This window comes from Pseudomonas sp. NPDC087639 (assembly GCF_044743385.1).
Lineage (GTDB): Bacteria > Pseudomonadota > Gammaproteobacteria > Pseudomonadales > Pseudomonadaceae > Aquipseudomonas.
The window spans coordinates 1-24481 of record NZ_JBIUWI010000008.1 but is presented as its reverse complement, the minus strand read 5'-3'; the positions used below and the strand labels follow the sequence as shown (position 1 = coordinate 24481).

The window sequence follows — 24481 nt, the reverse complement described above, 5'->3', positions numbered from 1 at the left end:
TCAGCCGCGAGCGGCACGTGGGCGATAGGCAGTGGGGTAGTAGTCGCGGAACCAGGCGATGAACCGCCCCAGTCCTTCGTCCAGCTCTATCCGGGGCTGAAACCCGGTGGCCTGGGCCAGATCGCTGGCCTCGGCGCAGGTATTGAGCACGTCGCCCGGTTGCAGCGGCAGCAGCTCGACAATGGCTTTCTGGCCGAGGTGTTTTTCCATCAGCGCCAGATAGGTTTTCAGTGCCACAGGGTGTTGCCCGCCGATGTTGAACAGCCGCCATGGCGCCATGCTGCTGGCCGGGTCGGGTTGCTCGCGATCCCATTCGGGCTGGGGCAGCGGTGGCTGATCAATGAGACGGGCGATGCTCTCGATGATGTCGTCGATGTAGGTGAAGTCGCGCTGGTGCTCGCCATAGTTGAACAGCTTCAGCGGCTCGCCTTGGCTGATCGCCCGGGCGAACTGGATCGGCGACATGTCCGGCCGACCCCAAGGGCCGTACACGGTGAAAAAGCGCAGGCCGGTGCAGGGAATGCCGAACAGATGGCTGTAACTGTGGGCCATCAGCTCGTTGGCTTTCTTGGTCGCGGCGTACAGCGACAGCGGATGATTGACCCCGTCCTTCACCGAGTAGGGCGTGTGCTGGTTGGCGCCATACACCGAGCTGGATGAGGCGTAGATCAAATGCTCGACCGGGTAATGCCGGCAGCTTTCAAGAATGTTCAGGAAACCGTTGAGGTTGCTGTCCAGATACGCCCGCGGATTTTCCAGTGAATAACGCACACCCGCCTGCGCGGCGAGGTGGATCACCACTTGCGGACGTTCACGGACAAACAGCGCGTCGATGGCCGACGCATCGGCCAGGTCAACCGTGGCGAGCTGGAAATCGCCGACCTGCCCGCGCACCCATTGCACGCGGTCGTGCTTGAGCTGCGGGTCGTAGTAGGCGTTGAAATTGTCCAGGCCGACCACCGAGTGCCCGTCGCGCATCAGCCGAAGGACGCAATGGGCACCAATGAAGCCAGCCGCGCCGGTGACCAGAATCTTCATGGTCGCAGCCCTTCGGGGGCGATGTGGCGCAGGCCGATGCCGCTGTAATGCAGACCCGCTGCGGCGAGATGTTCCGGGTTGTAAAGGTTGCGTCCGTCGACCACCACCCGTGAGCGCAGTTTGCTGGCCAGCAGCTCGAAATCCACCACGCGAAAGTTTTTCCACTCGGTGCAGATCACCAGTGCATCGGCGTCTTCGAGGGTGTCGTCGCGGGTGGCGCACAGGTGCAAATCGTTGCGGTAGCCGTAAATGCGTCGGCATTCGGACATGGCTTCCGGATCGTAGGCCTGCACGCTGGCGCCCTCGGCCCATAACGCATCCATCAGGTAGCGGCTGGGCGCTTCACGCATGTCATCGGTGTTCGGTTTGAACGCCAGTCCCCATATGGCGATGGACTTGCCGGCCAGGCCTTGGGGGAACTGCGCTTTCAATTTGCTGAAGAGAATGTGCCGCTGCAGATCGTTGACGTCGGTGACGCTGCGCAGCAGTTTGAGCGGCATGCCGTTGTGTTCGGCGGTGTGCAGCAGGGCGCGCAAGTCCTTGGGAAAGCACGAGCCACCGAAGCCGCAGCCCGGATAGATAAAGTGGTAACCGATGCGCGGGTCGGAGCCGATGCCCTTGCGCACCGCTTCAATATCGGCGCCGAGCAGTTCGGTGAGGTTGGCCAGTTCGTTCATGAAACTGATGCGGGTGGCGAGCATCGCGTTGGCCGCGTACTTGGTCAGCTCGGCGCTGCGGTTGTCCATGAACATCAGTTTTTCGCGATTGCGGCAGAACGGTGCGTACAACTCGCTCATCTGCTCGCGGGCTTCTTCGTCGCGGGTGCCGACGATGATCCGGTCCGGGCGCATGCAGTCGGCGAGGGCGCTGCCTTCCTTGAGAAACTCGGGGTTGGACACCACGCGTACCTGCAAATCGATTTTGCCGCGGCGCAGCAATTCGCTGTTGGCGGCGGCCAACACCTGATCCGCCGTGCCGACCGGCACCGTGGACTTGATGATCAGCGTGCGATCGGCCTCCATGTGCGAAGCGATTTGCCGAGCGACATTGAGTACGTGGCTGAGGTCGGCGGAACCGTCCTCATCGGCCGGAGTGCCGACCGCGATGAAGATCAATTCGGCATGCTCGACCGCGTCGCTGGCCTGGGTGCTGAACAGCAGGCGCCCGGCCTTAATGTTTTCTTCAAGGGTGCTGGAGAGTCCTGGTTCACTAATAGGCGGCACGGCTTGTTGCAGTTGTTTAATCTTGTTCGGGTCAATATCAACGCATAAAACCCGATGACCGACATCTGCAAGTGCGGCGGCTTGTATAAGTCCAACATAGCCCGTGCCAAATACGCTCACGTCCATCTGCGCACCCTCGATAGAGCGAAAAGAAGAAGTTCGGAAGAAGACTGTAAAAGGGGTATAGCGCAGGGTTTGAAAAGCGTGTCAGCAAAATGACATGTTGCACCTGTATAACACTTGAGCGTTTTTTGGCGATTAGCCATCAAGTCATTGCTGCGATTAGATTTGTTGATTTTTTGCAGATTTGTTCAGATTTCAAATAAGCGATGGATGGTCGTAAGCCTCTAGTCTTAAGGCTTGTAGCGTTTGTGGTGTGTCAGATTTGAGTCATCTTTTTTTTGACGCTTTCTAAAAAAAACAGTCAATTCTTGCGCTTTGATGGCCGGGTGCTAGTGTCAGGTTTTGACCGACAATCCCTTGACCCTCTGCCGTTTTGCACGACCGGTATTGCCCATGTTCAGATACGCCAAAGAACTGCTTTTAATTGTTTATTTGCTGCTTTATTCCGAATATTACATAGAGCGGTTAAATGCTATCGGCCTGGGTTTTGCTGTGCTTCTTTTTGGCGCGATGTTTTTGGCGCTTACTTTAGCGTTATATCTAACGGCCTATATACGGCACACTCTCGTTCGACATTTATTCGCATTGACGATGTTTGTTTCGGCGGTGTTTTTTGATGTCTATACCCGGGTCACGGCGGATTACCTGAACTACAGCAGCTTCGTCTCGCTGGTGTACTCCGGCGGCTTCATTCAGGAGGCGGCTTACCAGTATCGCGACGCGATCATCCACGGCGCCCTCAGTGGCTTGTTGCTGTTGTTTGGCATCGGTTTGAAACCACGGCATTCACTGAGGGTGCCGAATGCATTGCGTGTTGCGGCACCGATCTGTGGCGTGCTGTTGCTCAGTGCGGTGCTGTTTTTGCGTGCAGGCGAGGGCGCCCGTGGCTTGCCGATCATGTACACGCCGCTGGCCTATCTGAATCTTTTTGCCTATGAAGCACTGCACAACACCGTCGGCCCGCGTGAACCGGTAACGCTGGCGCGCAACGCGCAAGCGGTCGGCCATGACATCGTGCTGATCATCGACGAAAGCATTTCCGGCAATTACCTGGACATCAACGCGCCGTTCGGCGTGCACAGCAACCTCAAACAACCGCAGGCCGGCGTAGACATTTTCAATTACGGTTACGCCGCGTCCATTGCCAATTGCAGCGCCGACACCAACATCACCCTGCGTTACGGCGGCACCCGCGCCGACTACGTGCGCATCAACAGCACGTTGCCGTCAATCTGGCAGTACGCAAAAAATGCCGGGCTGCGCACCGTATATATCGACGCCCAGCGCACGGCCGGCAACCTGCAGAACCTGATGAACGACGCCGAGAAAAAGGACATCGACGAGTTTGTGCAATTCGACCAGACCAGCGTGCGCGACCGCGACATGGCCGCAGCGGCGAAGCTGATCAGTCTGCTCAACGACGATAAGTCAGAGCTGATCCTGATCAACAAGGTCGGCGCGCATTTCCCGGTGCACGATAAATATCCGGATGCCTTCATGGCGTACCGTCCGACCTTGCCGCGTGGGCAGTTCACTGAAGTGGCCGACACTGGCGAGCGTAACGGTTTCAACGGTCAGCCGGATGACTGGGTGCTGTACCGCAACGCCTACAAGAACACTGTTTTATGGAATGTCGGCGAGTTCTTTTCGCGAGTGTTTGCCCAGGCCAACCTCAACAATGCGTTGCTGATCTACACCTCCGATCATGGCCAGGATCTGCATGAGCGTGGCAATCCAGGGCTCAACACGCATTGTGGAGGCGATCCGGTGGAGGAAGAGGGGTTGGTGCCGTTGGTGGTGATTTCCGGCAGCAACCTGAAGACACTGGACTGGCCCGCTCAACTGGCGGCGAACAAGGATCGCTCCAGTCACTACAACATCTTCCCGACTCTGTTGCAGTTGATGGGTTACGACCTGGCGGGGATCGAGGCGGTGTATGGCAAGCCGTTGACGGTGCCGACGGGGGATGAGTTCACCTTCAATTATCGCTTTAATGCGCGGCTGGGGGCCAAGCCTGAATGGAAGCATATTGATCTGGGTAGCATTGTGACGCCGTCGCAGGCTGCGACCAGTGTGGCGGCGGGGCAGTAGGTTTCGAGGCAAACGCTCAGTCGGTTTGCAAGGCAAACACCCAGAGCGCATCGGCTGACGAGTCGCAGACATACAGTTGCTGACGGTCGCGACTGAACATAGGGCTTTGCGGATATTCGCCGGCCGTAAACGTGTGAATACTGCGCCGCGATACGGTATCGATGATTGAGACCGTTCGTTCGCCGGCACTGCAACAGCAGGCGAGACGGCCGTCCGCGCTGACGAAAAACCCGTGGGGTAATTGAGCGGTCGGGATCAAGTCAATCAGTTTGCCTCTGCCCAGATCGATGACCGCAGTGCTGCTATCGGCGCTGCGATAGGGCACGTAGGCCAACTGATTGTCGGGGCTTAGAGTCACCTCCTCAAATGAGCTGGGGAGGGTCAAAACAATCTGCGTCTCGGCATTGCGGGTGTTCAGGAACCGCAGTTCATGATGGATGTAGTCGCAGTAGTACAACCGATCGTCGGCACTCAATGCCGCGCCACTGGTGAACGGCCCGGTATCGAAGCAGGCGACGACTTTGGCGCTCGCCGTATCAATCTCATGGATATGCCCGTTTACATGGCTATTGCTGTGCACAAACAACCGCGCGCCGTCAGCGCTGAGTGCAAACGAATGTCCTTGGGCAGCGCTGATGGTCTGACGGATACGTTGGCGGCGGGTATCGATGGCCAGTACCAGCGGTTGATCGAGGCCGGTTATATAAGCGGTCATACCGCTGTTATCGATGACGATCGCCATGGGCCGGATGGGTAGTCGTATCAGCGCGCTCACTCTGTGCAACTGTAGATCAATGATCGACAGGCTGCGGCCTTCGGTATTGCATACATAGGCAACCGGCAGTTTCGGGTGCAGGGCGATGGCGCCGGGTTCACGCCCCACTGTGATGACCTCGATGACCCGGGAGGTGCATTTGAGCAAAGCAGGGAGCGATTCATACACGATGGTTGTCTTCATGTTGGCATTGCCTTTTGCACTCAACTGTCCCTGTTCGACGGCCTGTCTAATGGGCGAGCCTATTAGATACCCGTGCCCTGTACTGCGCTACTGTCAGAGTTGACAGGTACCGGCCCACAAAAAACACCCGCGGCCGCTATCCTTGAGCCACTTGCAACTTTTGGATGACGGCATGCTTCATGTTCTGGATGTCTTTAAAAGCTATGTCACCCCCCAAGGCCCGCTACCGGTGCTGCAAGGCGTCGACCTGACGCTCGAACCCGGCAGCAGCCTGGCGCTGATGGGCGAATCCGGCAGTGGCAAAAGCACCCTGCTGCATCTGGTGGCTGGCCTCGACAAGGTTGACAGCGGCAGCATTCGCAGCGGTGAGCATCGCCTCGAAAGCATGAACGAAGCGCAACTGGCCAACTGGCGACGCACGGAAATCGGTCTGGTGTTCCAGCAGTTCAACCTGATCGGCAGTTTGCGCGTCGAGGACAATCTGGCGTTTCAGGCGCGCCTGGCCGGGCGTCATGAACCGCGTTGGCAGGCGCATCTGGTGCAGCGTCTGGGGCTGGGCGATTTGCTCAAGCGCTATCCCGAGCAATTGTCCGGTGGCCAACAGCAACGGGTCGCACTGGGCCGGGCGCTGGCCTCGCAGCCGAAACTGCTGTTGGCCGACGAACCCACCGGCAGTCTCGATGAAGCGACCAGCGACGAAGTGCTGCGCCTGTTGCTGGAGTTGCTCGATGACACACCAACAACCTTGTTGATGGTCACCCACAGCCCCCGGTTGGCAGCGCGGTTGGCGCAGCGGGTGGTGCTCTCCAACGGGCGGCTGACGTGATCGTCTTTTGGCAAACCCTGCGCGCGCTGCTCAGCCATTGGCGGCGGCACCCGGTGCAGTTCTTCAGCGTACTGACCGGGTTGTGGCTGGCCACCAGCCTGTTGACCGGTGTCGAGGCGCTCAACAGTCAGGCCCGTGACAGCTACGCCCGCGCCAGCCAACTGATCGGCGGCGAACCGCAGGCCAGCCTGAGCACGCCGAGCGACGCGACGTTCCCGCAGCAATGGTTCATCGATCTGCGCCGTCAGGGCTGGCCGGTGTCGCCGCTGTTGCAGGGCCGCTTGAACCTCAAGGATCACGACAATCAGCGTCTGCAGGTGATGGGTATTGAGCCGGTGTCACTGCCGGCCGATTCTGCGGTGGCCGGGGAGGCGATGCCGATCGAACGCATCGTCGAGTTCTTCACGCCACCGGGCAGTACGTGGATTTCCCCGGAAACCTTGCAGGCCTTGAACCTGCGCGAAGGCGCCACGCCGCAAACGATCACTGGCCAGACGTTGCCGCCGCTGCGCGCGCAAAAGGATATGGCACCCGGCGTGTTACTGGTGGATATCGGCGTCGCGCAAACCTTGCTCGAACAACCCGGACAACTGTCACGGCTGTTACTGCCGAAGGATTTCCACGGCGAGTTACCGGCCACGTTTGAAGGCCAATTGCAGCTCAAGAGCAGTGGCGAGGAAAACAATCTGGCGCGACTGACCGAGAGCTTTCATCTCAACCTTGATGCCTTGGGATTTCTCTCGTTCCTGGTCGGTTTATTCATCGTCCACGCGGCCATTGGCCTTGCTCTGGAACAACGGCGCGGCTTGCTGTGCACACTGCGAGCCTGTGGGGTCAGTGCGCGGATGTTGATTGGCTGTCTGGTGGTTGAGCTGGGTGTGCTGGCACTGATCGGCGGCGTGTTCGGCGTGGTCAGCGGTTATTGGCTGGCCAGCGTCTTGCTGCCGGATGTCGCCGCCAGCCTGCGCGGTTTGTACGGCGCGGAAGTGGCGGGGCAGTTGCGCTTGAGCCCCTGGTGGTGGTTCAGCGGGATTGGTTTGAGTCTGTTTGGAGCTTTGCTGGCCGGGGCCAACAGCCTGTTGCGGGCGGCGCGTTTGCCGCTGTTGGCGGTGGCCGATCCGCAAGCCTGGCACCAGCAATATGCGCGTTGGCTGCGTCGCCAGGGTTGGCTGGCCTTGGTGTTGGGCGTGATTGCGCTGGTGGCGTTGATCTGGGGCGACAGTCTGGCCAGCGGTTTTGTGTTGATGGCGGGGTTGTTGCTCGGTGCCGCGTTGGCCTTGCCTGTGTTGCTGAGTGCGATATTGAGTCCGTTGCTCGGACGCAGTCGCTCAGTGCTCGGCCAGTGGTTTCTCGCCGACTGCCGGCAGCAACTTCCGGCATTGAGTCTGGCGCTGATGGCTTTGCTCCTGGCACTCGCCGCCAATATCGGCGCCGGCAGCATGACCGCCGGTTTTCGCCAGACCTTCAACGACTGGCTCGAACAACGTCTGAGCGCCGAGCTTTACATCAATCCGACCAACCCGGCTCAGGCCCGCGAAATGTACAGCTGGCTGAAACAACAGCCGCAGGTCACGGCAATACTGCCCAACTGGCAGGTGTCGGTAACGCTGCAAGGCTGGCCGGCGGATGTGTTCGGGGTGATCGACCATGCTTATTATCGTCAGCACTGGCCGTTGCTAGACGCCAGCGGCAGTGATCCGTGGGCGCATCTGGCAACGGACGATGCGGTGATGCTCAGCGAGCAACTCGCGCGACGGCTGAAAGTGCGCGCGGGTGATCGCCTGACGATTCCCGCACCGAATGGCGCCTGGTCGCCGCGCATCGTCGGCATCTACGCCGATTACGGCAACCCCAAGGGCCATTTGCTGGTCAACATCAATCACCTGCTGCGCGGCTGGCCACAACTGACGCCAAACCGGTTCAATCTGCGCATCGACCCGCAAAACATTCCTGCATTCGTGAGTGCGTTGCAGGCGCGCTTCCAACTGGATGACAGTCGAATCGTCGATCAGGCGCGGCTCAAGGGTTGGTCGGTTCAGGTGTTCGAACGCACCTTCGCCGCCACCGCCGCGCTGAATAGCCTGACCTTGGCGGTCGCGGGCGTGGCGCTGTTTATCAGCCTGCTGACCCAAAGCCAGAGTCGTCTCGGCCAACTCGCACCACTGTGGGCGTTGGGCGTGACGCGACGTCAGTTGATGCTGCTCAACCTCGGCCAGACCTGGCTGCTGGCAGTATTGACGCTGGTGTTGGCGCTGCCATTGGGCATCGCGCTGGCGTGGTGCCTGGATGCGGTGATCAACGTGCAGGCGTTTGGCTGGCGTCTGCCGTTGCGAGTGTTTCCGTGGCAATTGGTGCAGTTGATGGGCTTGGCGTTGCTCGCGACTTTGCTGGCCTCGGCGTGGCCATTGTATTCGCTGTACCGCACGCAACCGGTGGATCTGCTGAGGACGTTTGCCCATGAGGATTAACCTCGTTGTGCTGATGCTTGTGCTGTTGCTCGCTGGCTGCGATCAGTCAGCGCCTGAGCAGAAGGGTTTTGCCGGGATGGGCGATCAGGCACAGGCATTTACTCCGGTGGTGCCGGGACGGGTGTTCAGCTTCCCGGCGGATCATGCTGCCCACGACGGGTTTCGCATCGAGTGGTGGTACGTCACCGCCAATCTCAAGGATCAGCAGGGCAATGAATTTGGCGTGCAATGGACGCTGTTTCGCAGTGCATTGAAACCAGTGCCGGAGCAAACAGGGTGGGGCAATCAAACGATCTGGCTGGGGCATGCAGCGGTGACTTCCAGCTCGGTGCATCATGCTGCCGAACGCTATGCCCGGGGTGGCGTCGGTCAGGCTGGCGTGCGTTTGGTGCCGTTCGAGGCGTGGATCGACGATTGGATGTTCGCCAGTCAGGCGCAGGATCCTTTGACTGACCTGCAACTGAGTGCGCGCGATAAATCCTTCGCCTATCAACTACACCTCACCTCCAGCCGTCCGCTGGTGCTGCAGGGTGATAAAGGATTCAGTCAGAAATCGGAGGAGGGGCAGGCGTCGTATTACTACAGCCAGCCGTTTTTCCAGGCCAGCGGCACCTTGCAGATCGACGGCCAGACCTACACCGTCAGCGGCCCGGCCTGGCTCGACCGCGAGTGGAGCAGCCAACCGCTGACCGCCAACCAGACCGGCTGGGACTGGTTCTCCCTGCATCTGGATAGTGGCGAACACGTCATGCTGTACCGCATGCGCCAGAAGAACGGTGCGCCTTATCTGACCGGCACCTGGATCAACGCTGACGGCCAGACGCAAACCCTGCACAGCGAGCAGATCAAACTCACGCCGCAAGACACTGCCCAGGTCGCTGGCCGCTCGATGCCGGTGCGCTGGTCGATCAGCATCCCGGAAAAACACCTCGACATCAGCCTGTCGGCGCTCAACCCCAATGCGTGGATGAACCTGCGCATTCCCTACTGGGAAGGCCCGGTGCGCATCAACGGCAGTCATGGCGGGCAGGGCTATCTGGAAATGACCGGTTACTGAGGGAGTGCATGGATTGAGTTGAACTCCATTTGATCTCTCAACCTCTACAAAAGGACTCGCCCGCCATTAACGTCGCCCGCGAAATGGACGGCCCCGAAGCCTGAGGACTACCCCGATGAAACCGACATCCGAAAACGAGCACCCCGACGAACCCCGGCCAGCGGGGGAAACCGAGCGCGACAACGATGCATTGCGGCCCACCGATCCGAAGAAACGCGAGGAAAGCGGCAAAGGCACCGCCAGTGGCGAATCCACCGCGCAAGAAACCGCCGCACCACACACCAAGGTCAAGCCCTGAACAGCATCTATGCTCAGTGACACACCTGACGCCTGGGACGAGTCCGGCGCCGGGTGCTGCCACTCACTACAGGGAAAGTACGCTTATGAAGCTCCATGCACTGGCCAAGTCGATCACCCTTGCAACCCTTCTGTCCGCCACCAGCCTTGGCGCGTTTGCCGCCGAGATACCCCTGTCCGCCACCATCGAGGCAGATCAGGTCACCACCAAAGTGGTGTCCGTTGATGCAGCCAATCATCAGGTCGTGCTGGAAGGCGCTGAGGGTCGTCAGGTTCACGTTCAGCTCAGCGACAAAGCGAAAAACCTCGCCAATCTGAAGGTCGGCGATCTGGTCAAGGTCGAAGTTCAGCGATCTGTCGCGGCCTACCTCGACACCGATGTGGATAAAGGTCTGCCTGGCACCGTCGAGCGTTCCGGCGAAGTGCGTAACGCTCCCGGCAGTGATAATCCCGGCGGAGAGGCTTATCGCCAGATTCAGGTGCAGTTGGAAATCACCAAAATTGATTTGAAGAAAAATCAGGTAACCCTGAAAAACCCGGCGGGCCAGTCGAAAACCCTCGACGTGAAATCGCCTGAAAACCAAGCCAAGCTGAAAGATCTGAAAGTCGGACAGAGCGTTTTTGTCACTTACACCGATATCTTAAAAGTGACCAGTCAACACGAAAGTTGAGTATTAACTCTACAGGGTGACTGCTCTTGTACAGTTTATGTATGAGAGTAGTCATACTATTAGTTGAGTTTGCTTTTCTTGAAAGTTTCACGAAAGCAATCGCCGATAAATATCTATTAACTTATTCGTACATAAATTTCATGTACGTCGATGACGACATAACCGCCAACTTCTATTAAAATCCCTCCCGTTCGCCCAGTGTCAGGGCTCTTTACCGGTGCATGGATTGCCAGGCCATTACACTGGGCGAACACCTCCTCGGGAGCGGATGTATACAATTTCAGTTAACAAAAAGGGCGATTTTAAAGTCGCCCTTTTTGTTGCTCCGAATAATTTCATGCGTGCGTCGCAGTTTTGGTTCGCTGGCCCTGGAAGCGCTTGATCGTTGCCTGATACATTTTCGTCCGACGGTGATTTTCCCCGTAGGTGCCCGCCGCAGCGACCGTTCCTGCCTGGATGTGATCGAGATAGCGGAAAATCTTGCGTGGCGACAGGAACCTGATGCCATAGCCCAGACCCGCCATCCGATCCTGCAACGTATAACCCGGCACTCGATCATCCATGCAAAAGTGCAGGTCCAGCGACTTCATCAATCGAGCATTCCACAAGGTGCAGAAACTTTTCAGATGAGTTTCTTTATAAGGTCTCGGCGGTTTGGATTTCAAACCCAAACGGACTTTTAACTGGCGAACATAATGCTTGCAAAAGCGCGAAGTTAAGCGCCAGGTATCACGCACAACCCCCCGATTGATTTGCTCGACACAACCGACTGCCGCCATATCCGCACTTTTCGTGCACTCGCGCATCATCATCGCAAACACTTCTTTGTCGTAGACAAAAGTGTCGGTGTGCAGCAAGAAAAGGTAATCGGTTTCAACTTTTTCCAGCGCCAGATCCAGTGCCTTGCCATGGGCAATATGGCCTGCTTCTTTGCACGGCGAAGGCCGCTCAATCAGATTGATCCAGTCAAGCGAACGCAAGTAATCCAGACTTTCATCTGCCGAATCGTTGTCCACCACCCACACCGGAATTCGCTGTTCAACGACGTGCTGGTGCAATAACTCCAGGCACATCCTGGTGATGTCCGGGGTTTTGTAATTGACCAAAACGAGACTGAAGTTCGGCTGTGGCTGGGTTGGCAGATCAAACGCACTCATAACAGAAAGACTCATCCGCGATTCAATGGCGACAGGGTTCATGAGCCGGGAGGGTAGCGAGGCAACCTTAGGCGAAGCTTAATTTCCAGAATCGCGCGGCAGACACGCTAAACTGCGCGCCCCTTTACGGTTCAAGGAAGAAACGGCGAGCGCCGTTGTGTCACGGATGAAAAAACCACTCTCCCTCTACCATCCAGCCCTGTACTGGCTGCGCGTGTGGCAAAAAAGGCTGTTCCGCCAAATCGCCTGGCACTGCTCCGGTAAGCGCTACGCACGGCCTGCTGCGTTGGCCGAACGGCTGCCATTTCGCTACCTCAAACACACCTCAAAACTCATCCGCAAACTCGGCGACTCCGACCTCGCCCTGCAACACAACAAAGTCATCAACCTTAAGCTCGCCGTCGCCGCCATCGACGGCGTCGTCATTGCACCTGGCGAACACTTCTCCTTCTGCCGCCTCGTCGGCCGTCCGACTCTGAAGCGCGGCTACGTTGAAGGCATGGAACTGTCTTTCGGCGAAGCACGAACCGGGGTGGGTGGCGGGATATGCCAACTGAGCAACCTCATTCACTGGATGGCCATTCACTCGCCACTGGTAGTGGTCGAACGCTCCAATCACAGCTTTGATCCGTTTCCGGATGAGGGCCGAGTGCTACCGTTTGGCTCTGGGGCGGCAATTTTTTACAACTACGTTGATCTGGTGCTGCATAACCCGACGGATCGCAGTTTTCAGTTGAAGTTGAAGGTGGGCGAGACGCAGTTGGAGGGTGAGTTGTTGTGTGACCAGGTGCGGGCGTATCGGTATCACGTGTTTCAGGAAGGGCATCGGTTTGTGCGGGATGGGGGGCGGGTGTATCGGGAGAATGAGATTTGGCGGGAGGTCAGGGAGAAGGGGCAGGTGGGGGAGTTGGTGGTGCGGGAGAGGTTGTATCGGAATCGGGTGGTGGTTAAGTATGAGGTTGGAGACGACCTGATCGAGGCGGAGCGTTGAGTCGAAACTGACCAGAGCTCTCATGAATCAGTGAGTCATGATTCAAACATGAACAACTCGATGTTCTCTATGAACGCCGTCTTGCTCTTTGTCCTGAATTCGCCAAGATAAGTTTCCGAGGCTCTTATGGGTTCGCCCTTTTTATCGTATTTGATTATCAGGAAGTCGGTAACGAATTCGCCCTCTGGATCACCTTCGGGCTCAACTCTTGAATCGAAACAGTGACCTGTCGAGCGACGCGCTCCACCTAACAAGACGGAACTGCAGAACCACGCTGATGTTTCAGGAGTGAGGTCAACTTCGAACAGGTTGTTGATTGTTATTGTCCAGCCGCTTGGTACTCGAATTGGCTGTAATTTGTATTTTAATGGTTTTCTCATATTAAAATGTTGTTCGAGGGCTGTTTGTAGTATGGGTTTAGAATAGATTAAACAGTAAGGATTGATAAAAGTATATCTGTTTTTGGTTTGGCTGTGGCAAATAAGTCTAGGGTTTCCAGAATTGTATTCCTTCCAAGTGGTGCTCTATATCATCCATGCCCCCTTTTTAATGCTTTTTACATATTACTATATGGCCGTTGATCAGCAATCTCGATCCCTTGAGCCTTCTGTGAGCTGAAAGTTTCCTCAATGCGCCTTTTTGTTCTTCTTTCCTAAATCTGGTGGTCTTGGAGGAAGTACAAATTTGAATAAGAGTTTTTGATTTTGCTTACTATTTTTTGCTGTTCGTGCTTTTTAAGTTCTAATTCGACATTTTCTAGTTTTGTATATTTGGGGTACTTGTCTGGGTATTCGCATGCATAATTGTAAAGTCGCCATGCGTCGAACCAATCAGCTCTTTCTTCTGGGTCGAAATCGAAGTCCACGCAGTGGTCTGGAAATTCAATCATGCAGCCGTTGCCATGAATCTGGTAGGTAATGCCATCAGATATTTCTCCTCTTTGGGCGATTTTTTTATCTCTCCATAGCTGATGGACTGACTTTGAACCGAATTTTTTTTCCAACAGTTCAAGTGAAGAATTCACTTCTTTCAAGAAGTCTGAAATTAGTAATGTAAGATCTTTGTCGATCATCTTCTAGGTCGCTCCAGTCTGTCGTTACCAACATTTTTTGCGGATTCCAATACGTGGCTCAAAGGGGACAGATTTATTTTCAATGCCTTTTTACTCAAGTATGGAAAATAGATCTGTCCCCTTTGTGGTCCAAATAAATCTGTCCCCTTTGTTGCGTTAGTAAGTCTGATTGTAATAATGTTTATGTTTTTTTTGATTTTTTTAGTAGGTTGGCAAGCTCTGGGTGAGATTCCAACTCGTCGAGTGATAGGTTATCTATAATTGACTGTATTTTTTCAGCATATTTATGCTCGATGAGTGCTTCAGTCCAATCAAGTTCTGAGGCAGCGGCGATAGTTACCTCGGTGAATTTGGAGTCGAGAAGTTTTTTTAAAATCTCTATTGCGTCAGGCGATCGTTGCTCCCCAAGCGCCGCAGCACTTCGTTCTTGCCAGTATTCCTCTTTTGATAAGATCGTATCGTACAGAAGCTGCCAGTCTTCGGCATTGAATTTTCCCAAAACTCCGTGGGCTACCTGCTCGGTGATGTACTCGTTCCAATTTGAGTCTTCATTTTGACCAAGCCAGTAGTTGTATTCATCGTAAGTCTTGCTGTTCATGGTTTATCTCGACTTAAATTGGTGGTGACATAGGTGCGTCGCCAGCTGGAAATGAGGATGTCACGACTCCATTGTCTTTTAGTACTTGCCACTGAACACCATCAATCGTTTTAGTGTGTAGAGTGGTTGTAACTCCGTCAACTTCTCGCATAAACACACCCGGTGCTGCGGCTACTTCGTCCGTAACCCAAAGTATTTTATCGTTACTCCAGATTTCCGGAGCTAGTGTATGCTTTCCACCTTTCTTGGCCGACATACCAACGGTACCGTCTTTTCGCTCAAGAATCATTTTGAAGTCTTCAACTTTTATCGTTCCGTCTGGGTTTATTTGCAGAACGGTCATCTGGTGCTCAGGAGACTTCAGTACTTCAGAAGAGTGTCCGCCAATTGGTTTGTTGCTGCTAGGGCTGCGTGTGCCGAACAGTATTTTGTTTTGCATCTGGGCGGGTAGTGCCCCTGCGTATGGGCGATTGTATGGATCAGGAGGCGCTCTACCCTCGTCGTGCTCAGTTTTTTCCGAGTCATCGGCCTTCTTACCTTTGAGAAAAGGGGACTGAGAAAAGGGGACAGATTTATTTTCGAGAAAAGGGGACAGATTTATTTTCAGTTTTTAGAAAATAAATCTGTCCCCTTTTTAATGTATGCATGGATTACTCCATAATCTTTATGTTGTCGTTGGCGGAATACAATCTCTTTCGCAGGAAAAAAGAGCTTTGTATTCTAAAATTGCGAGCCTCCAGTTTTCATATAGTCGCTCTTCGGACCCTTCGACACCATCAGGTATAGGCATATATCTAACTATCGGCGAGATTTCTCCTGGGTAGTCAAAGTCTGCATATAGTTCTTCAGTAACTTCAAGGGGGTTCGATAGCGAGTTTTTGTTTTCTAAAAAATAGGAGAGAAGTAAATAAATCCAAGGCTTGTATATTTCTTTTTCGGTTTGCGGGTTTTTGCTCGTTAGAGACTGAAGAAGGTCGCTTGTCAAATAAAGTTCGTGAGGCTCTAACGAAGCAAGCTCATAAGCCTTCTCTGAAGAGGCGGTTGTTAATGTGTTGCATGCGAAGTGCGAAATGCCTTTTTCATCGACGTAACCTCGTTGAAATCCAAATAAAAGTTCGTCCCAGCTTAGCCAGGGCGTCTTGGAGAATATAAAGTTTCCGTCAAGCGGTAATAAGGGCATTTTTTCTACTTTGGAAGTCTTGATGGGATTTGGTTGGCAAGTAAAAGGGGACGGATTTATTTTTAACCCTTTTGGATTGGAAGGAAAAATAGATTTGTCACCATTTTGCAATGATCACCTTTTGCAATGTTGTTTTTTTGTTTCAAGGATTGATATTTTTCCGAAGCCAAGGCTCCTGTAAATGACTGTGTTTAGGTTGGTTTCATCGCCCGCTGATCTAAAACTCATGGAGTTTCTCTCGGTGGTATTAGGCTAATCGTATCATCCTCTTTAAGCGTTATTAATGCCTAGTAAAAGACCTAGTCTGCCCTGGTTTGACGTTTTTAATCGATTTGTTTAGTGGGTTGGAAAGGAAATTTTTCTCCAGAAATAATTAGGCTGGAATGTACTAAGGTAATGTTTTGAATGCTGTTAATTGCAAGCTAGACCACATCTAGAAAAAACAGTGTTCTTTTCCCCGGTTTCAATTTATTGATTGTTCGGAATTCATGATTTTTCTATATTTATCGAATGTTGCAATGCAGAACTCATTGTCGTCAACTAGCTTTTCATAAAAACTGTCGTCCGCGGCCCACTCGGGGAAAACGAGTTGAGTTTTATTTTTGTTGTTATATGTTTCTTTTGATTTAAGGGTCCAGTGAGCGGAGAGTTTACTATCGGTTATTTCAAAAAAATCCAACGCGAATGGTTTTGGATATTCGTCGTAAGATTCCGTGCATATGTAAATCCATGGGCAGTTGTCCCAGAACTCTATGCCGTAAACCACATATTCTTTTCCGATTTCCAAATCCAATTCGCCGTCTCCGATTGAAATGTGACGTTTCAATCTTAGTGCTGTTTCTTGTGTGAAGTTTTCGCATATCCTGTTTGTCTTGCATTTTACTTTCATGTTTAAAGCTCTCCAGGTGGTACAGAGGGATCGTTGCCCCATGGTTTTATGTCATCAGTGCTGTGTTTTTTGAATTTAAAATCCATTAGTTCTCCTGTGTTTGGATCTCGAACGTAATGTACAACTGAGTCGTTACCATTCTTGGATTTTACTTTGAGCTCCCATTTATCCATTCCTTTATAGTTTGGGTCATTTAGCCCTTCAATGATCCTGACCCCTTGCCCTTCTTTTGCTGCTTGCAAAGTCATCTGATCTTGGATGCTTTTAGGTTCGCGGCTCCATTTATCAAGTTTTGGCGGTTCAGGAGGTGGAGGTGAGCCGTCGTTTACGACTGTTTTGCTTTCAGGATTCTCGGTACTTACCCCAGAGGAGCCATCTTTGCCTCCTGGACACCCACTCAGTCCCAACGGATCGATCCATCCCGTAGGGTTAGGCAGGTACTGGTAGTTATTCAACCCCCCAGCAAGCTTGACCGGATCAGGGGTCAAAAACCGTCCAGTGCTCGGATTGTAGTAGCGATGGCGGTTGTAGTGTAGGCCAGTCTCCGTATCGAAGTACTGTCCCTGGAAGCGCAGCGGATTGTCGATTTCGCTGACGTCTAGTGCCGCAAGGTTTCCGTAGGCGCGGTATTTGGCCGACCACATGATCTCGCCGCTGTAATCAGTGAGTTCCTGCGGTGTGCCGAGGTGGTCGAGTTGGTAGTAAAACGGCGTGGCCTTGCGTGGGCCTTCGCCATCGAGCATCGCAAGCGGGCGGAAGCTGCCGGGCTCGTAAATGTAGCTGCGATAGCGATTGTCTGCGCTTTCCGCGATCAATCGTTCGCCTTGCCACAGAAACTCGGTGGTGTGGCCGTCTACGGTTTTTTCGATTCGGCGTCCGAAGGCGTCGTACTTGTAGCTGGCGGTACTGCCGCCGGGCAGGCTGACGCCGATGAGGCGGTGCTGGCAGTCGTAGCGGTATTCGGTGACGAGTTTTTGGCCGGCGCCGCGACGTTCACGGATCAGGTTGCCATAAGCGTCATAGTCGTAATGGCGGTCACCCTGCATCAGCAGGCGGTTGCCTTTGACGTTCGCGAGGTTGGCTGTGCCTTCGTTGTTCTGGCCGAGTAGGTTGCCCGCCGGGTCGTGGGCGAAACTTTCCGGTGTTGCGCCGCGAACGCTGATCAAGCGATCCAGGGGATCGTAGTGATAGCTACGGTTACCTTTGCGGCTGTCGTCAACGCCGGCGAGGTTACCGTTGGCGTCGTAATTATAACGACGCTGGAACAGATTTTTGTCTCGCTGGCCGGCGCTGTGTGCTTGCAGGCGCCCCTGTTCGTCGTACTGATATTGGCTGAGCAGCAGGCCTTGCTGGCGCTGTTGTTCGCGACCGGCGCTGAACTGGTGAGAGGTCAGGCGTGAACCGTTAAGGTCGATGCTGCTCAGACGTCCGCCGGACAGGTGACGGTAATCGAGCGTACTGCCATCCGGTAGGCGGCAGTGGCTCAATTGGCCGACGCTATCGTATTCATAACGCGTCGTACCCCAGCCTTGGTGCTCGGTGATCAACCGGTCCTGCACGTCATATTCGTAAGCAAGCGGCCAGTGACCGTCGTCGACGTTGACCAGGCGACCTAGGGCGTCGTAGCTGTAGTGGATTTCCTCGCCGTCGGGCAGGGTCTTCACCAGCAGGCGACCAGAGGCATCGCGCTGGTACTCGCTGATCAGTTCACTGCCGTCATCACCAAATTCGGTTTTCTTCAGCAACTGACCGTTGAGGTCGTACTCGTAGGCGGTGCGGCGACCGTCGAAACCGGTTTCCTGCTGGATCAGTCCGTTCGAGTAGTAGTCGAGCTGATAGCGTTCGCCGCGCTCGTTCTCAATCTCGGTGAGGTTGAGTTGTGAGTTCTCGTAGCGGTAGCGCAGTTGGCTTCCGTCCGGATTGATGCGGCGGCTGACCAGATGCAGGTTGTCGGCGTACTCGTAGCGAGTGATGCGGCCGAGCTCGTCGCGTTCGGCGGTGACCCGGCCATACGGATTATAGGTGAAAGCACGGGTTGCGCCGCCGGGCAGGGTGACTTGGGTCAGACGATCAGCAGCGTCCCATTGGTAATGGGTAATTGCGCCAAACTCGTCCTGCCGGGTGATTTGCCGGCCGAGTGCATCGTAGCGGTATTTGCGCTGACCACCGTCCGGCAGACGTTCTTCGAGCAATTGACCAAGGTTGTTCCAACCCAGTTGATGGCGGCTGCCGTCGGGGTGACGAATTTCCAGCAGTCGGCCCTGACGGTCATAGCTGTAGTAGGTTTCGTTGCCGTCCGGATCGGTTTGTTGGGTGATGTCACCCTGACGGTTGCGCTCATATTTCCAGCGCGCCTTGCCCCGCTGTACATCGATGAGTTGGCCGTTGAAATAGTTATAACGGGTCGGAACACCTTCCGGCGGTATGACCGCGATCAAGCGTCCGGCCTCGCTGTATTGGTATTCGGTGATGGCGCCCATCGGGTCTTTTACGGCGATCAGACGACCTTGATCGTCATAGGCGTTCTGCGTTTCACCGCCATCAGGTGCGGTCTCGCTGACCAGACGGGCGTTTTCGTCATGCACATAGACCAGCTCACTGCCGTCTGCGTTGTAAACGGTGACCGAACCTTTGTCGTCCCACTCGTAACGAGCTTCCATTTGCGAATAGTTGGCCCAGTGACGGACGCACCGGGAAAGCTTGCCTTCGCGCTCCCATTCCCAGAAAAAACTTGCTCCACCGGCCATTTGTCGTTCGAGGATGACGTGTTGGTCGTTATAGCGGTAATGCTCGGTTTCACCTGCTGCGTTTGTGGAAGAAACGAGCTGATTGCATGCATTGTATTTGTAAGTGACGAGCGTCTGAATGGTCAGCCACGGATCCTGGCGTTCACCACGTTCGTTGTACTCCGGGCGTTGTTGCTGTTGATCGACGGCCATAATGTGACGGTCGTCGTAACGCAGTAGCAGAGCTCGACCTGCGCCATTGTCGATACGCTGAATACGGCCAACAAAGTCATAACTGATGTGCAACCGATTTTCATAAGCGTCGCTGATCGTTGTCAGGCGCCCGGCGCGGAAGTGGTAGAAGCGTGTTTTTGGCCCGGCTTGGGTCAAGATAAGTTCGCCGGGTGCACTCCCCAGATAAATCGCTGCCTGCGCCAGACTATTGGTGATAGCCGGACGCTGTTCGGTTGGCATCGGGAAGCGGGTCTGGCGGTTCTCATTGTCTGTCCAAAGAACGCCCTCATCGTCGAGCTGTAAACGATGGGACAGCGAATGACTCCAACCGTGTCCGAGGCGGCTGTCGATTTCGACTGCACTGCTGCGGTACAGACGTGTCCACTGGAAAGGTAGCACGCCGCCCAGTTCACCATCGGTGAGTGTCAGCAGTTCTTCGCCGGTCACCATCGACACAGGTTCGCCGTTGGAGCAAGTTTTGTCGACGCATTGTGCGGGTTCGTCCGCTGGGTTTTTCGACTGTTTGGGCGCGTTGTCGACAGGTTCTACCTGTTCGACACGTGATGCTGGCTCATTTTTTTTACGTGCCTGGATTTGCGCGTCGGATTCAACTTTTCCACCGCTGGCCGGTGGTTTATTTTTCGGCGCTTTTGCGGTTTCGGCAGGCTTGGGGGGGGCAATCTGAACATCCGCTTTGCGTGCAGGATTGAACTTCGAATCACCATTAAGCAACAACGGCTTGGACGCCTCGGTGTGCGTAGTACCCTTTGATTTGCTGACCTTCATCAGCATCCCGGTGAAGTCTTCAATCAGTTTTATGACTTTGCCGCTGCTCTGCACACCTTTGACGGCTTTCGTGCCCACACGCACAGCCAGGCCCAGACCGCCGGTGAGGACGACACCGACAAGAATGTTCAGCAGGAATTCTGTGCTCATCTGCGCCAACACTTCGGTGCAGGTCTGAGGGGGCAGCATCTGCACCCATGCCACAATTGCAGCGACGTAGATCCACATCAGTGGCTCATCGCTGGCAATCAACAGGGCGGTGTGAATGGCCTCGGCGGAGGCGTCATAGATCTTTTTGATCTGTTCTTCGGTGAAGAACTTTTTCAGTTTTTCGTAGTTCTCGCGGGGGTGAGCAACCAAGTCGTAGAGGCTCTTGATATCGCCCCACAGACCCATGATCGCTTTCAGAAAACCTTCCCAAGCGGCTTCCAGTTCTTGCAACGCGCGACCGCCGAACGATGCATCAGTGTGGGCCTGCCACAACGGAAGGAAGCTGGTGCTCCACTCGGTTTGCAACCAGCCACCGAGTTCACCGATTACGCCTTGGTAGGAGTTGAACAGGCTATCGATCTGGGCAGGAGTTGGATTAGGGAAAAACGTAATTTTGTACTGCTGATTGGGTGTGAGCCCGGAGACTTCCAGGATTCCGGTCGAATCGATGGTTTTGTTGATTGCAGGGCCGACCTCGTTCTTGCCAACGAAGCGGCCATCAACCACAGGCGTCAAACGCACCGGCGTATTGCCAATCGGCACAAAGCGAGCGGATTCGAAACTGTGTACCAGCACAAGTTTGCCGTTCGCCGGGCAGTTGGCATAAAGAGTATTTTCCTTTTTGCTGTCCTTGTCCGCCGTACCGACTTCGTCACCGACCTTGAACTGCTGCTCAGCATCCAGAATGCCGCCATACCAGGCTTCGGCATGCTCGCGGTAGTCCTTAAGGCACTTTTTGAAGTCATTGATGATTGCCTGAGCATCAGGTTGCTTTGCTGTGAGGTTGCCAACAATCCCACCCATCAAAACGCTCATACAACCACCTCATTTTCCAGATGGGCTTTCAGCAGCCCGGTAAAATTTTCTTCCGTGAGCGGCGTGCGTTTTACAAATCGCGCCACTTTTTGTTTCAAGTTCAACTCGGGGAACGAGAAGTACAGGTCGGCATGTTCATCCAGCAACCACTGCATCATGTTGCCGATGACGGTCGACGGATTTTCTTTGGTCAGTCCATCCAGCAACGGCTTCGGCACCTCCCACCACGGCCAATCCTTCACCTTCGGCACCGCCCTCGGTCCAACCTCCAGCGCCTGACCATTAATCAAATACCGCTCAAACATCGGCATCACTTCCCCTGCCTTGTCCCCCAGTCCATGCAGAATCGGGTAGATATGCCGCCCATCCCAGAAGCGGAAAAACACCTCGGTGCTATCCGGCATCTTCACCTGCGTCAGGCTGCGCAAATGCTCGAACACTTCGTTCGGCTCCGAGCGCGACACCGCCAACCAGCCCCAGTCGAGTGCAGCGGTTTCGGCGATCCACGGCAGGAATGCGGAGTTGGACTTGAGTTCGGTGACGTAGGGCATCACCGGTTGCCAGGTGGAGTAGGGCGTACCGCCCCAGATTGGCAGGAGCTGGGCGGTGGGTTCGGTCAGGTACAGGTTTTTCAGGGCGTCGCTGTCGCTCGCCGCGCTGATGATCAGGTACAGGCGTTCGCCAGTCTGTAGCGGCTGTTGTGCCAGCCAATCCTTGGGCGTAATTCGATCAGATGGCACAGGCACCTGCCTTACATTTTTCGCATTCTTCGCAGAATGGTGCGTTGCGTTTGAGGGTGTTGATCTGGGCCGGGGTAAGGACCTGGCCGGCCTTGTCGGCGTCGGCCTGTTTCAGGATGCCGGGTATCAGCGGGGCGGCGCCCGTGCCGCTGCCGGGGCTGCCGCCGGAGTTCATGTTGATCACCGGGCCGCTCATGGTCACGCCGCCGGCATCGATTTTGATGAAGCTGCCGCCGCCGACCAGGGTCAACTCGGCGCCAGCTTCCATCACCACTTTCATGCCACTGCTCAGGTGGATTTCCTGCCCAGCATCAATGAACTGCCCAGTCCCAATCTTGATGTGCTGATTCACGCCCACGGTCAGGTGGTCATTCGCCCGCGCTTCGACTTTGCGATCGGCATAAACCGTGTGGTGTTCTTCGGCCTTGAATTCCGTGTAGCTGTTCTTTTCAACGGTGTCGTGACGTTCGTTGCCGACGCGGATTTTCTGGTCGTGCTCGACGTTCTCGTCCCAGTCGCGCTGGGCGTGCAGATAAATCTGTTCCTGACCTTTTTTGTCTTCGATGCGCAGTTCGTTGTAACCGCCGCCACCCATTGAACTCAGGGTCTTGAAGGTGCTGCGGGTCTTGTTCGCGGGCAGGGCGTACGGGACGGTGTTTTCCTTGTGGTACAGGCAGCCGCTGATCAGCGGTTGGTCGGGGTCGCCTTCAAGGAAGGTGACGAGCACTTCCATGCCGATGCGCGGGATGGCGATGCCGCCGTATTGGGCGCCGGCCCAGGCGCTGGAGACGCGGAGCCAGCAGCTGGTTTTGTCGTCGGCCTGGCCTTCGCGGTCCCAGTGGAACTGGACTTTGACGCGGCCGTACTGGTCGCAGTGGATCTCTTCACCTTTGGGGCCGGTGACCACAGCGCTCTGGCTGCCGAGGATGCGCGGTTTCGGGTGGCGCAGGGGCGGGCGATTCGGCACGTCCCATGGGGTGGCCTGGAAACGGTTGCGGTAGCCCTGATGGAAATCGTCTTTCAGCGCGGTAGTGTCGCTGGTCACCGACTCTTCGAGCACTTGCGGCTGTTTGCCTTCGTGGAGGACTTCGGTGAGCAGCCAGAGGTCGTTCCATTTGGCTTTCGGATGGGCGGTCAGCGCGAGGAAATGGCCGCTGACCAGCAACGGCTGATCACTTTTGCCTTCAGCCAGTTGGAAGTCGCTGCGGTGGCGTTCGAGGGCGCGTTTGGCCAGGTGCTTGCCGCGCTCGCGATCGATGAAACGGCCCGGGTAATCGTAGTCTTCGAGGTCGGGCAGGGCGTCGCCACGGTTTTCGCTTTCGAGGGTGATGCGCGGTTTTTCGAAGTCGTAATCGCGGCGCGTGGTGCGGCTGGTGCGGGTTTCCAGGCGCAGGTCGAAGCGCTTGATCACCGGGTCGCTGGCGACCATGCCGGAGTCTTGCTGATAGGCCACAGGCTTGAGTTTCGGGAACACCGTCTGGTCATCGCCGAACACCAGTTTGTGCGCCGTGGCGCTGTGCTGGAAGTGGTAGTGGATACCTTCTTCCTCGCACAGGCGCTGGATGAAATGCAGGTCGGATTCGTCGTATTGCACGCAGTAGATGCGCTCGGGGTAGATCGAACCGGTCTTGAATTCGTAGGCGTTGCTTTGGATGCCATGCTCTTCGAGAACCATGCCGATGATTTTCGGCACCGTGAGGTTCTGGAAGATGCGCTGGTTGACGCGGTGCGCCAGGTACGACAGTTGCGGGCGCAGGGTCACCGAATAACGGGTCAGGCGTTTGCCTGAGTCACCTTGCGCGGCGCGGTAGATCTGGCCATGAATGCCGCTGCCATCGGGCGACAGTTGCAGGAAGGCCGGTTTGTGCAGCAGGGTTTCGAGGTCCAGCGACGGCTGCTCACTGACCAGCTCCACCTCGAACACAAAAGGCTGGCTTATGGCTTCCCGACCTTGCAGGGTAAACACCTGGAAATCAGCGGAAAGACCTTCGATGGTCAGGGCAAAGTGGGTTTCATTGGCCGGCGCGAACATCCCTTGTTCCTCGTGCTGTGCAGCGGCGCTCGTCGACGCCCGCAAAAGCGGGTCAACGTACGCGAAATTCTGGAGGGGCGTAAACAACATCGACCAGCAGAGCTGGCCGATGCTTGTAACGATCAGCCGTAATTAAACGACTGGAGCACGCCAGTCATCGGAACCCGAAGTACCGGATACTTCGTGGGTCCAGGTGATTTTGCGGTAGGTGAACTGCACTTCTTCCAGGTGGGTGAAGTGCGAGTTGCCTGGATCCTGGCAGTGGTGCAGTTTGTGGTGGATGGCGACGATGATCGCG

General features: G+C 55.3%; 19 protein-coding genes and 1 pseudogene. 7 read left to right on the top strand and 13 right to left on the bottom strand.

Annotated features, from left to right (window positions below; all coding sequences use genetic code 11):
• Complete coding sequence (locus ACIOVB_RS05850) at positions 1 to 1038, bottom strand: NAD-dependent epimerase (RefSeq protein ID WP_401265721.1); 1038 nt, start codon at positions 1036 to 1038, stop codon at positions 1 to 3.
• The gene (locus ACIOVB_RS05845) at positions 1035 to 2387 is read right to left on the bottom strand and encodes a UDP-glucose dehydrogenase family protein (RefSeq protein ID WP_401265719.1); all 1353 of its coding nucleotides are present in this window, start codon (positions 2385 to 2387) and stop codon (positions 1035 to 1037) included. Before ACIOVB_RS05845 ends, ACIOVB_RS05850 begins: the two co-directional genes overlap by 4 nt.
• Positions 2388 to 2777: 390 nt before the next feature.
• On the opposite strand from ACIOVB_RS05845, the gene ACIOVB_RS05840 reads away from it, so the two are divergent.
• Positions 2778 to 4475: a sulfatase-like hydrolase/transferase gene (locus ACIOVB_RS05840; RefSeq protein ID WP_401265716.1), complete on the top strand. Its 1698-nt coding sequence runs from the start codon at positions 2778 to 2780 to the stop codon at positions 4473 to 4475.
• Positions 4476 to 4491: 16 nt separating this feature from the next.
• Here the strand turns inward: ACIOVB_RS05840 and ACIOVB_RS05835 are convergent, their stop codons facing one another.
• A complete protein-coding gene (locus tag ACIOVB_RS05835) occupies positions 4492 to 5433 on the bottom strand; it encodes a YncE family protein (RefSeq protein WP_401265714.1) in 942 nt (313 codons plus the stop codon).
• A gap of 172 nt (positions 5434 to 5605) precedes the next feature.
• On the opposite strand from ACIOVB_RS05835, the gene ACIOVB_RS05830 reads away from it, so the two are divergent.
• The 5 genes from ACIOVB_RS05830 (at position 5606) to ACIOVB_RS05810 (ending at position 10752) form a co-directional block, all read left to right on the top strand.
• Positions 5606 to 6259, top strand: coding sequence for an ABC transporter ATP-binding protein (locus ACIOVB_RS05830; RefSeq protein WP_401265711.1), 654 nt, complete (start codon positions 5606 to 5608; stop codon positions 6257 to 6259).
• Positions 6256 to 8727 carry an FtsX-like permease family protein gene (locus ACIOVB_RS05825; protein WP_401265708.1) on the top strand — a complete coding sequence of 824 codons (2472 nt, stop codon included), beginning with the start codon at positions 6256 to 6258 and terminating at the stop codon, positions 8725 to 8727. The genes ACIOVB_RS05830 and ACIOVB_RS05825 overlap by 4 nt, the downstream gene beginning before the upstream one ends.
• Positions 8717 to 9784 carry a lipocalin-like domain-containing protein gene (locus ACIOVB_RS05820; protein ID WP_401265707.1) on the top strand — a complete coding sequence of 356 codons (1068 nt, stop codon included), beginning with the start codon at positions 8717 to 8719 and terminating at the stop codon, positions 9782 to 9784. The genes ACIOVB_RS05825 and ACIOVB_RS05820 overlap by 11 nt, the downstream gene beginning before the upstream one ends.
• Positions 9785 to 9899: 115 nt before the next feature.
• A complete protein-coding gene (locus tag ACIOVB_RS05815) occupies positions 9900 to 10082 on the top strand; it encodes a hypothetical protein (protein ID WP_187677053.1) in 183 nt (60 codons plus the stop codon).
• Between the two features lie 85 nt (positions 10083 to 10167).
• On the top strand, positions 10168 to 10752 hold the full coding sequence (locus tag ACIOVB_RS05810; protein ID WP_401265705.1) for a hypothetical protein: 585 nt from the start codon (positions 10168 to 10170) through the stop codon (positions 10750 to 10752).
• A gap of 335 nt (positions 10753 to 11087) precedes the next feature.
• On the opposite strand, the gene ACIOVB_RS05805 is transcribed toward ACIOVB_RS05810, so the two are convergent.
• Positions 11088 to 11909 carry a glycosyltransferase family 2 protein gene (locus ACIOVB_RS05805; RefSeq protein ID WP_401265858.1) on the bottom strand — a complete coding sequence of 274 codons (822 nt, stop codon included), beginning with the start codon at positions 11907 to 11909 and terminating at the stop codon, positions 11088 to 11090.
• A 166-nt stretch (positions 11910 to 12075) separates the two neighbouring features.
• On the opposite strand from ACIOVB_RS05805, the gene ACIOVB_RS05800 reads away from it, so the two are divergent.
• Positions 12076 to 12900 (top strand): VanW family protein, encoded by an 825-nt coding sequence (locus ACIOVB_RS05800; RefSeq protein ID WP_401265702.1) that lies wholly within the window; start codon positions 12076 to 12078, stop codon positions 12898 to 12900.
• 652 nt (positions 12901 to 13552) lie between these two features.
• On the opposite strand, the gene ACIOVB_RS05795 is transcribed toward ACIOVB_RS05800, so the two are convergent.
• From ACIOVB_RS05795 to ACIOVB_RS05755, 9 genes and pseudogenes are all read right to left on the bottom strand, one after another.
• Positions 13553 to 13972: a DUF6896 domain-containing protein gene (locus ACIOVB_RS05795; protein ID WP_401265699.1), complete on the bottom strand. Its 420-nt coding sequence runs from the start codon at positions 13970 to 13972 to the stop codon at positions 13553 to 13555.
• Positions 13973 to 14153: 181 nt separating this feature from the next.
• Entirely contained in the window at positions 14154 to 14570 is a 417-nt protein-coding gene (locus tag ACIOVB_RS05790) for a HEAT repeat domain-containing protein (protein ID WP_401265696.1), read from the bottom strand.
• Positions 14571 to 14583: 13 nt separating this feature from the next.
• Complete coding sequence (locus tag ACIOVB_RS05785) at positions 14584 to 14913, bottom strand: hypothetical protein (RefSeq protein ID WP_401265694.1); 330 nt, start codon at positions 14911 to 14913, stop codon at positions 14584 to 14586.
• 321 nt (positions 14914 to 15234) lie between these two features.
• On the bottom strand, positions 15235 to 15861 hold the full coding sequence (locus ACIOVB_RS05780) for a DUF2247 family protein (protein ID WP_401265691.1): 627 nt from the start codon (positions 15859 to 15861) through the stop codon (positions 15235 to 15237).
• A gap of 352 nt (positions 15862 to 16213) precedes the next feature.
• Positions 16214 to 16639, bottom strand: a complete 426-nt coding sequence (locus tag ACIOVB_RS05775) for a hypothetical protein (RefSeq protein WP_401265688.1) — start codon at positions 16637 to 16639, stop codon at positions 16214 to 16216.
• A 2-nt stretch (positions 16640 to 16641) separates the two neighbouring features.
• Positions 16642 to 21411, bottom strand: coding sequence for an RHS repeat-associated core domain-containing protein (locus tag ACIOVB_RS05770; RefSeq protein WP_401265685.1), 4770 nt, complete (start codon positions 21409 to 21411; stop codon positions 16642 to 16644).
• The gene (locus ACIOVB_RS05765) at positions 21408 to 22151 is read right to left on the bottom strand and encodes a DUF4123 domain-containing protein (RefSeq protein WP_401265682.1); all 744 of its coding nucleotides are present in this window, start codon (positions 22149 to 22151) and stop codon (positions 21408 to 21410) included. Before ACIOVB_RS05765 ends, ACIOVB_RS05770 begins: the two co-directional genes overlap by 4 nt.
• Positions 22141 to 24183 carry a type VI secretion system tip protein TssI/VgrG gene (tssI, locus tag ACIOVB_RS05760; protein WP_401265679.1) on the bottom strand — a complete coding sequence of 681 codons (2043 nt, stop codon included), beginning with the start codon at positions 24181 to 24183 and terminating at the stop codon, positions 22141 to 22143. The genes ACIOVB_RS05765 and tssI overlap by 11 nt, the downstream gene beginning before the upstream one ends.
• Before the next feature lie 132 nt (positions 24184 to 24315).
• A pseudogene (locus ACIOVB_RS05755) lies at positions 24316 to 24481 on the bottom strand (type VI secretion system tube protein Hcp); the annotation flags it as partial.

Coding starts and splice junctions, on each gene's coding strand:
- ACIOVB_RS05850 (WP_401265721.1), bottom strand. CDS start 1,038: ATGAAGATTCTGGTCACCGGCGCGGCTGGCTTCATTGGTGCCCATTGC.
- ACIOVB_RS05845 (WP_401265719.1), bottom strand. CDS start 2,387: ATGGACGTGAGCGTATTTGGCACGGGCTATGTTGGACTTATACAAGCC.
- ACIOVB_RS05840 (WP_401265716.1), top strand. CDS start 2,778: ATGTTCAGATACGCCAAAGAACTGCTTTTAATTGTTTATTTGCTGCTT.
- ACIOVB_RS05835 (WP_401265714.1), bottom strand. CDS start 5,433: ATGAAGACAACCATCGTGTATGAATCGCTCCCTGCTTTGCTCAAATGC.
- ACIOVB_RS05830 (WP_401265711.1), top strand. CDS start 5,606: ATGCTTCATGTTCTGGATGTCTTTAAAAGCTATGTCACCCCCCAAGGC.
- ACIOVB_RS05820 (WP_401265707.1), top strand. CDS start 8,717: ATGAGGATTAACCTCGTTGTGCTGATGCTTGTGCTGTTGCTCGCTGGC.
- ACIOVB_RS05815 (WP_187677053.1), top strand. CDS start 9,900: ATGAAACCGACATCCGAAAACGAGCACCCCGACGAACCCCGGCCAGCG.
- ACIOVB_RS05810 (WP_401265705.1), top strand. CDS start 10,168: ATGAAGCTCCATGCACTGGCCAAGTCGATCACCCTTGCAACCCTTCTG.
- ACIOVB_RS05805 (WP_401265858.1), bottom strand. CDS start 11,909: ATGAGTGCGTTTGATCTGCCAACCCAGCCACAGCCGAACTTCAGTCTC.
- ACIOVB_RS05800 (WP_401265702.1), top strand. CDS start 12,076: ATGAAAAAACCACTCTCCCTCTACCATCCAGCCCTGTACTGGCTGCGC.
- ACIOVB_RS05795 (WP_401265699.1), bottom strand. CDS start 13,972: ATGATCGACAAAGATCTTACATTACTAATTTCAGACTTCTTGAAAGAA.
- ACIOVB_RS05790 (WP_401265696.1), bottom strand. CDS start 14,570: ATGAACAGCAAGACTTACGATGAATACAACTACTGGCTTGGTCAAAAT.
- ACIOVB_RS05785 (WP_401265694.1), bottom strand. CDS start 14,913: ATGACCGTTCTGCAAATAAACCCAGACGGAACGATAAAAGTTGAAGAC.
- ACIOVB_RS05775 (WP_401265688.1), bottom strand. CDS start 16,639: ATGAAAGTAAAATGCAAGACAAACAGGATATGCGAAAACTTCACACAA.
- ACIOVB_RS05770 (WP_401265685.1), bottom strand. CDS start 21,411: ATGAGCGTTTTGATGGGTGGGATTGTTGGCAACCTCACAGCAAAGCAA.
- tssI (WP_401265679.1), bottom strand. CDS start 24,183: ATGTTCGCGCCGGCCAATGAAACCCACTTTGCCCTGACCATCGAAGGT.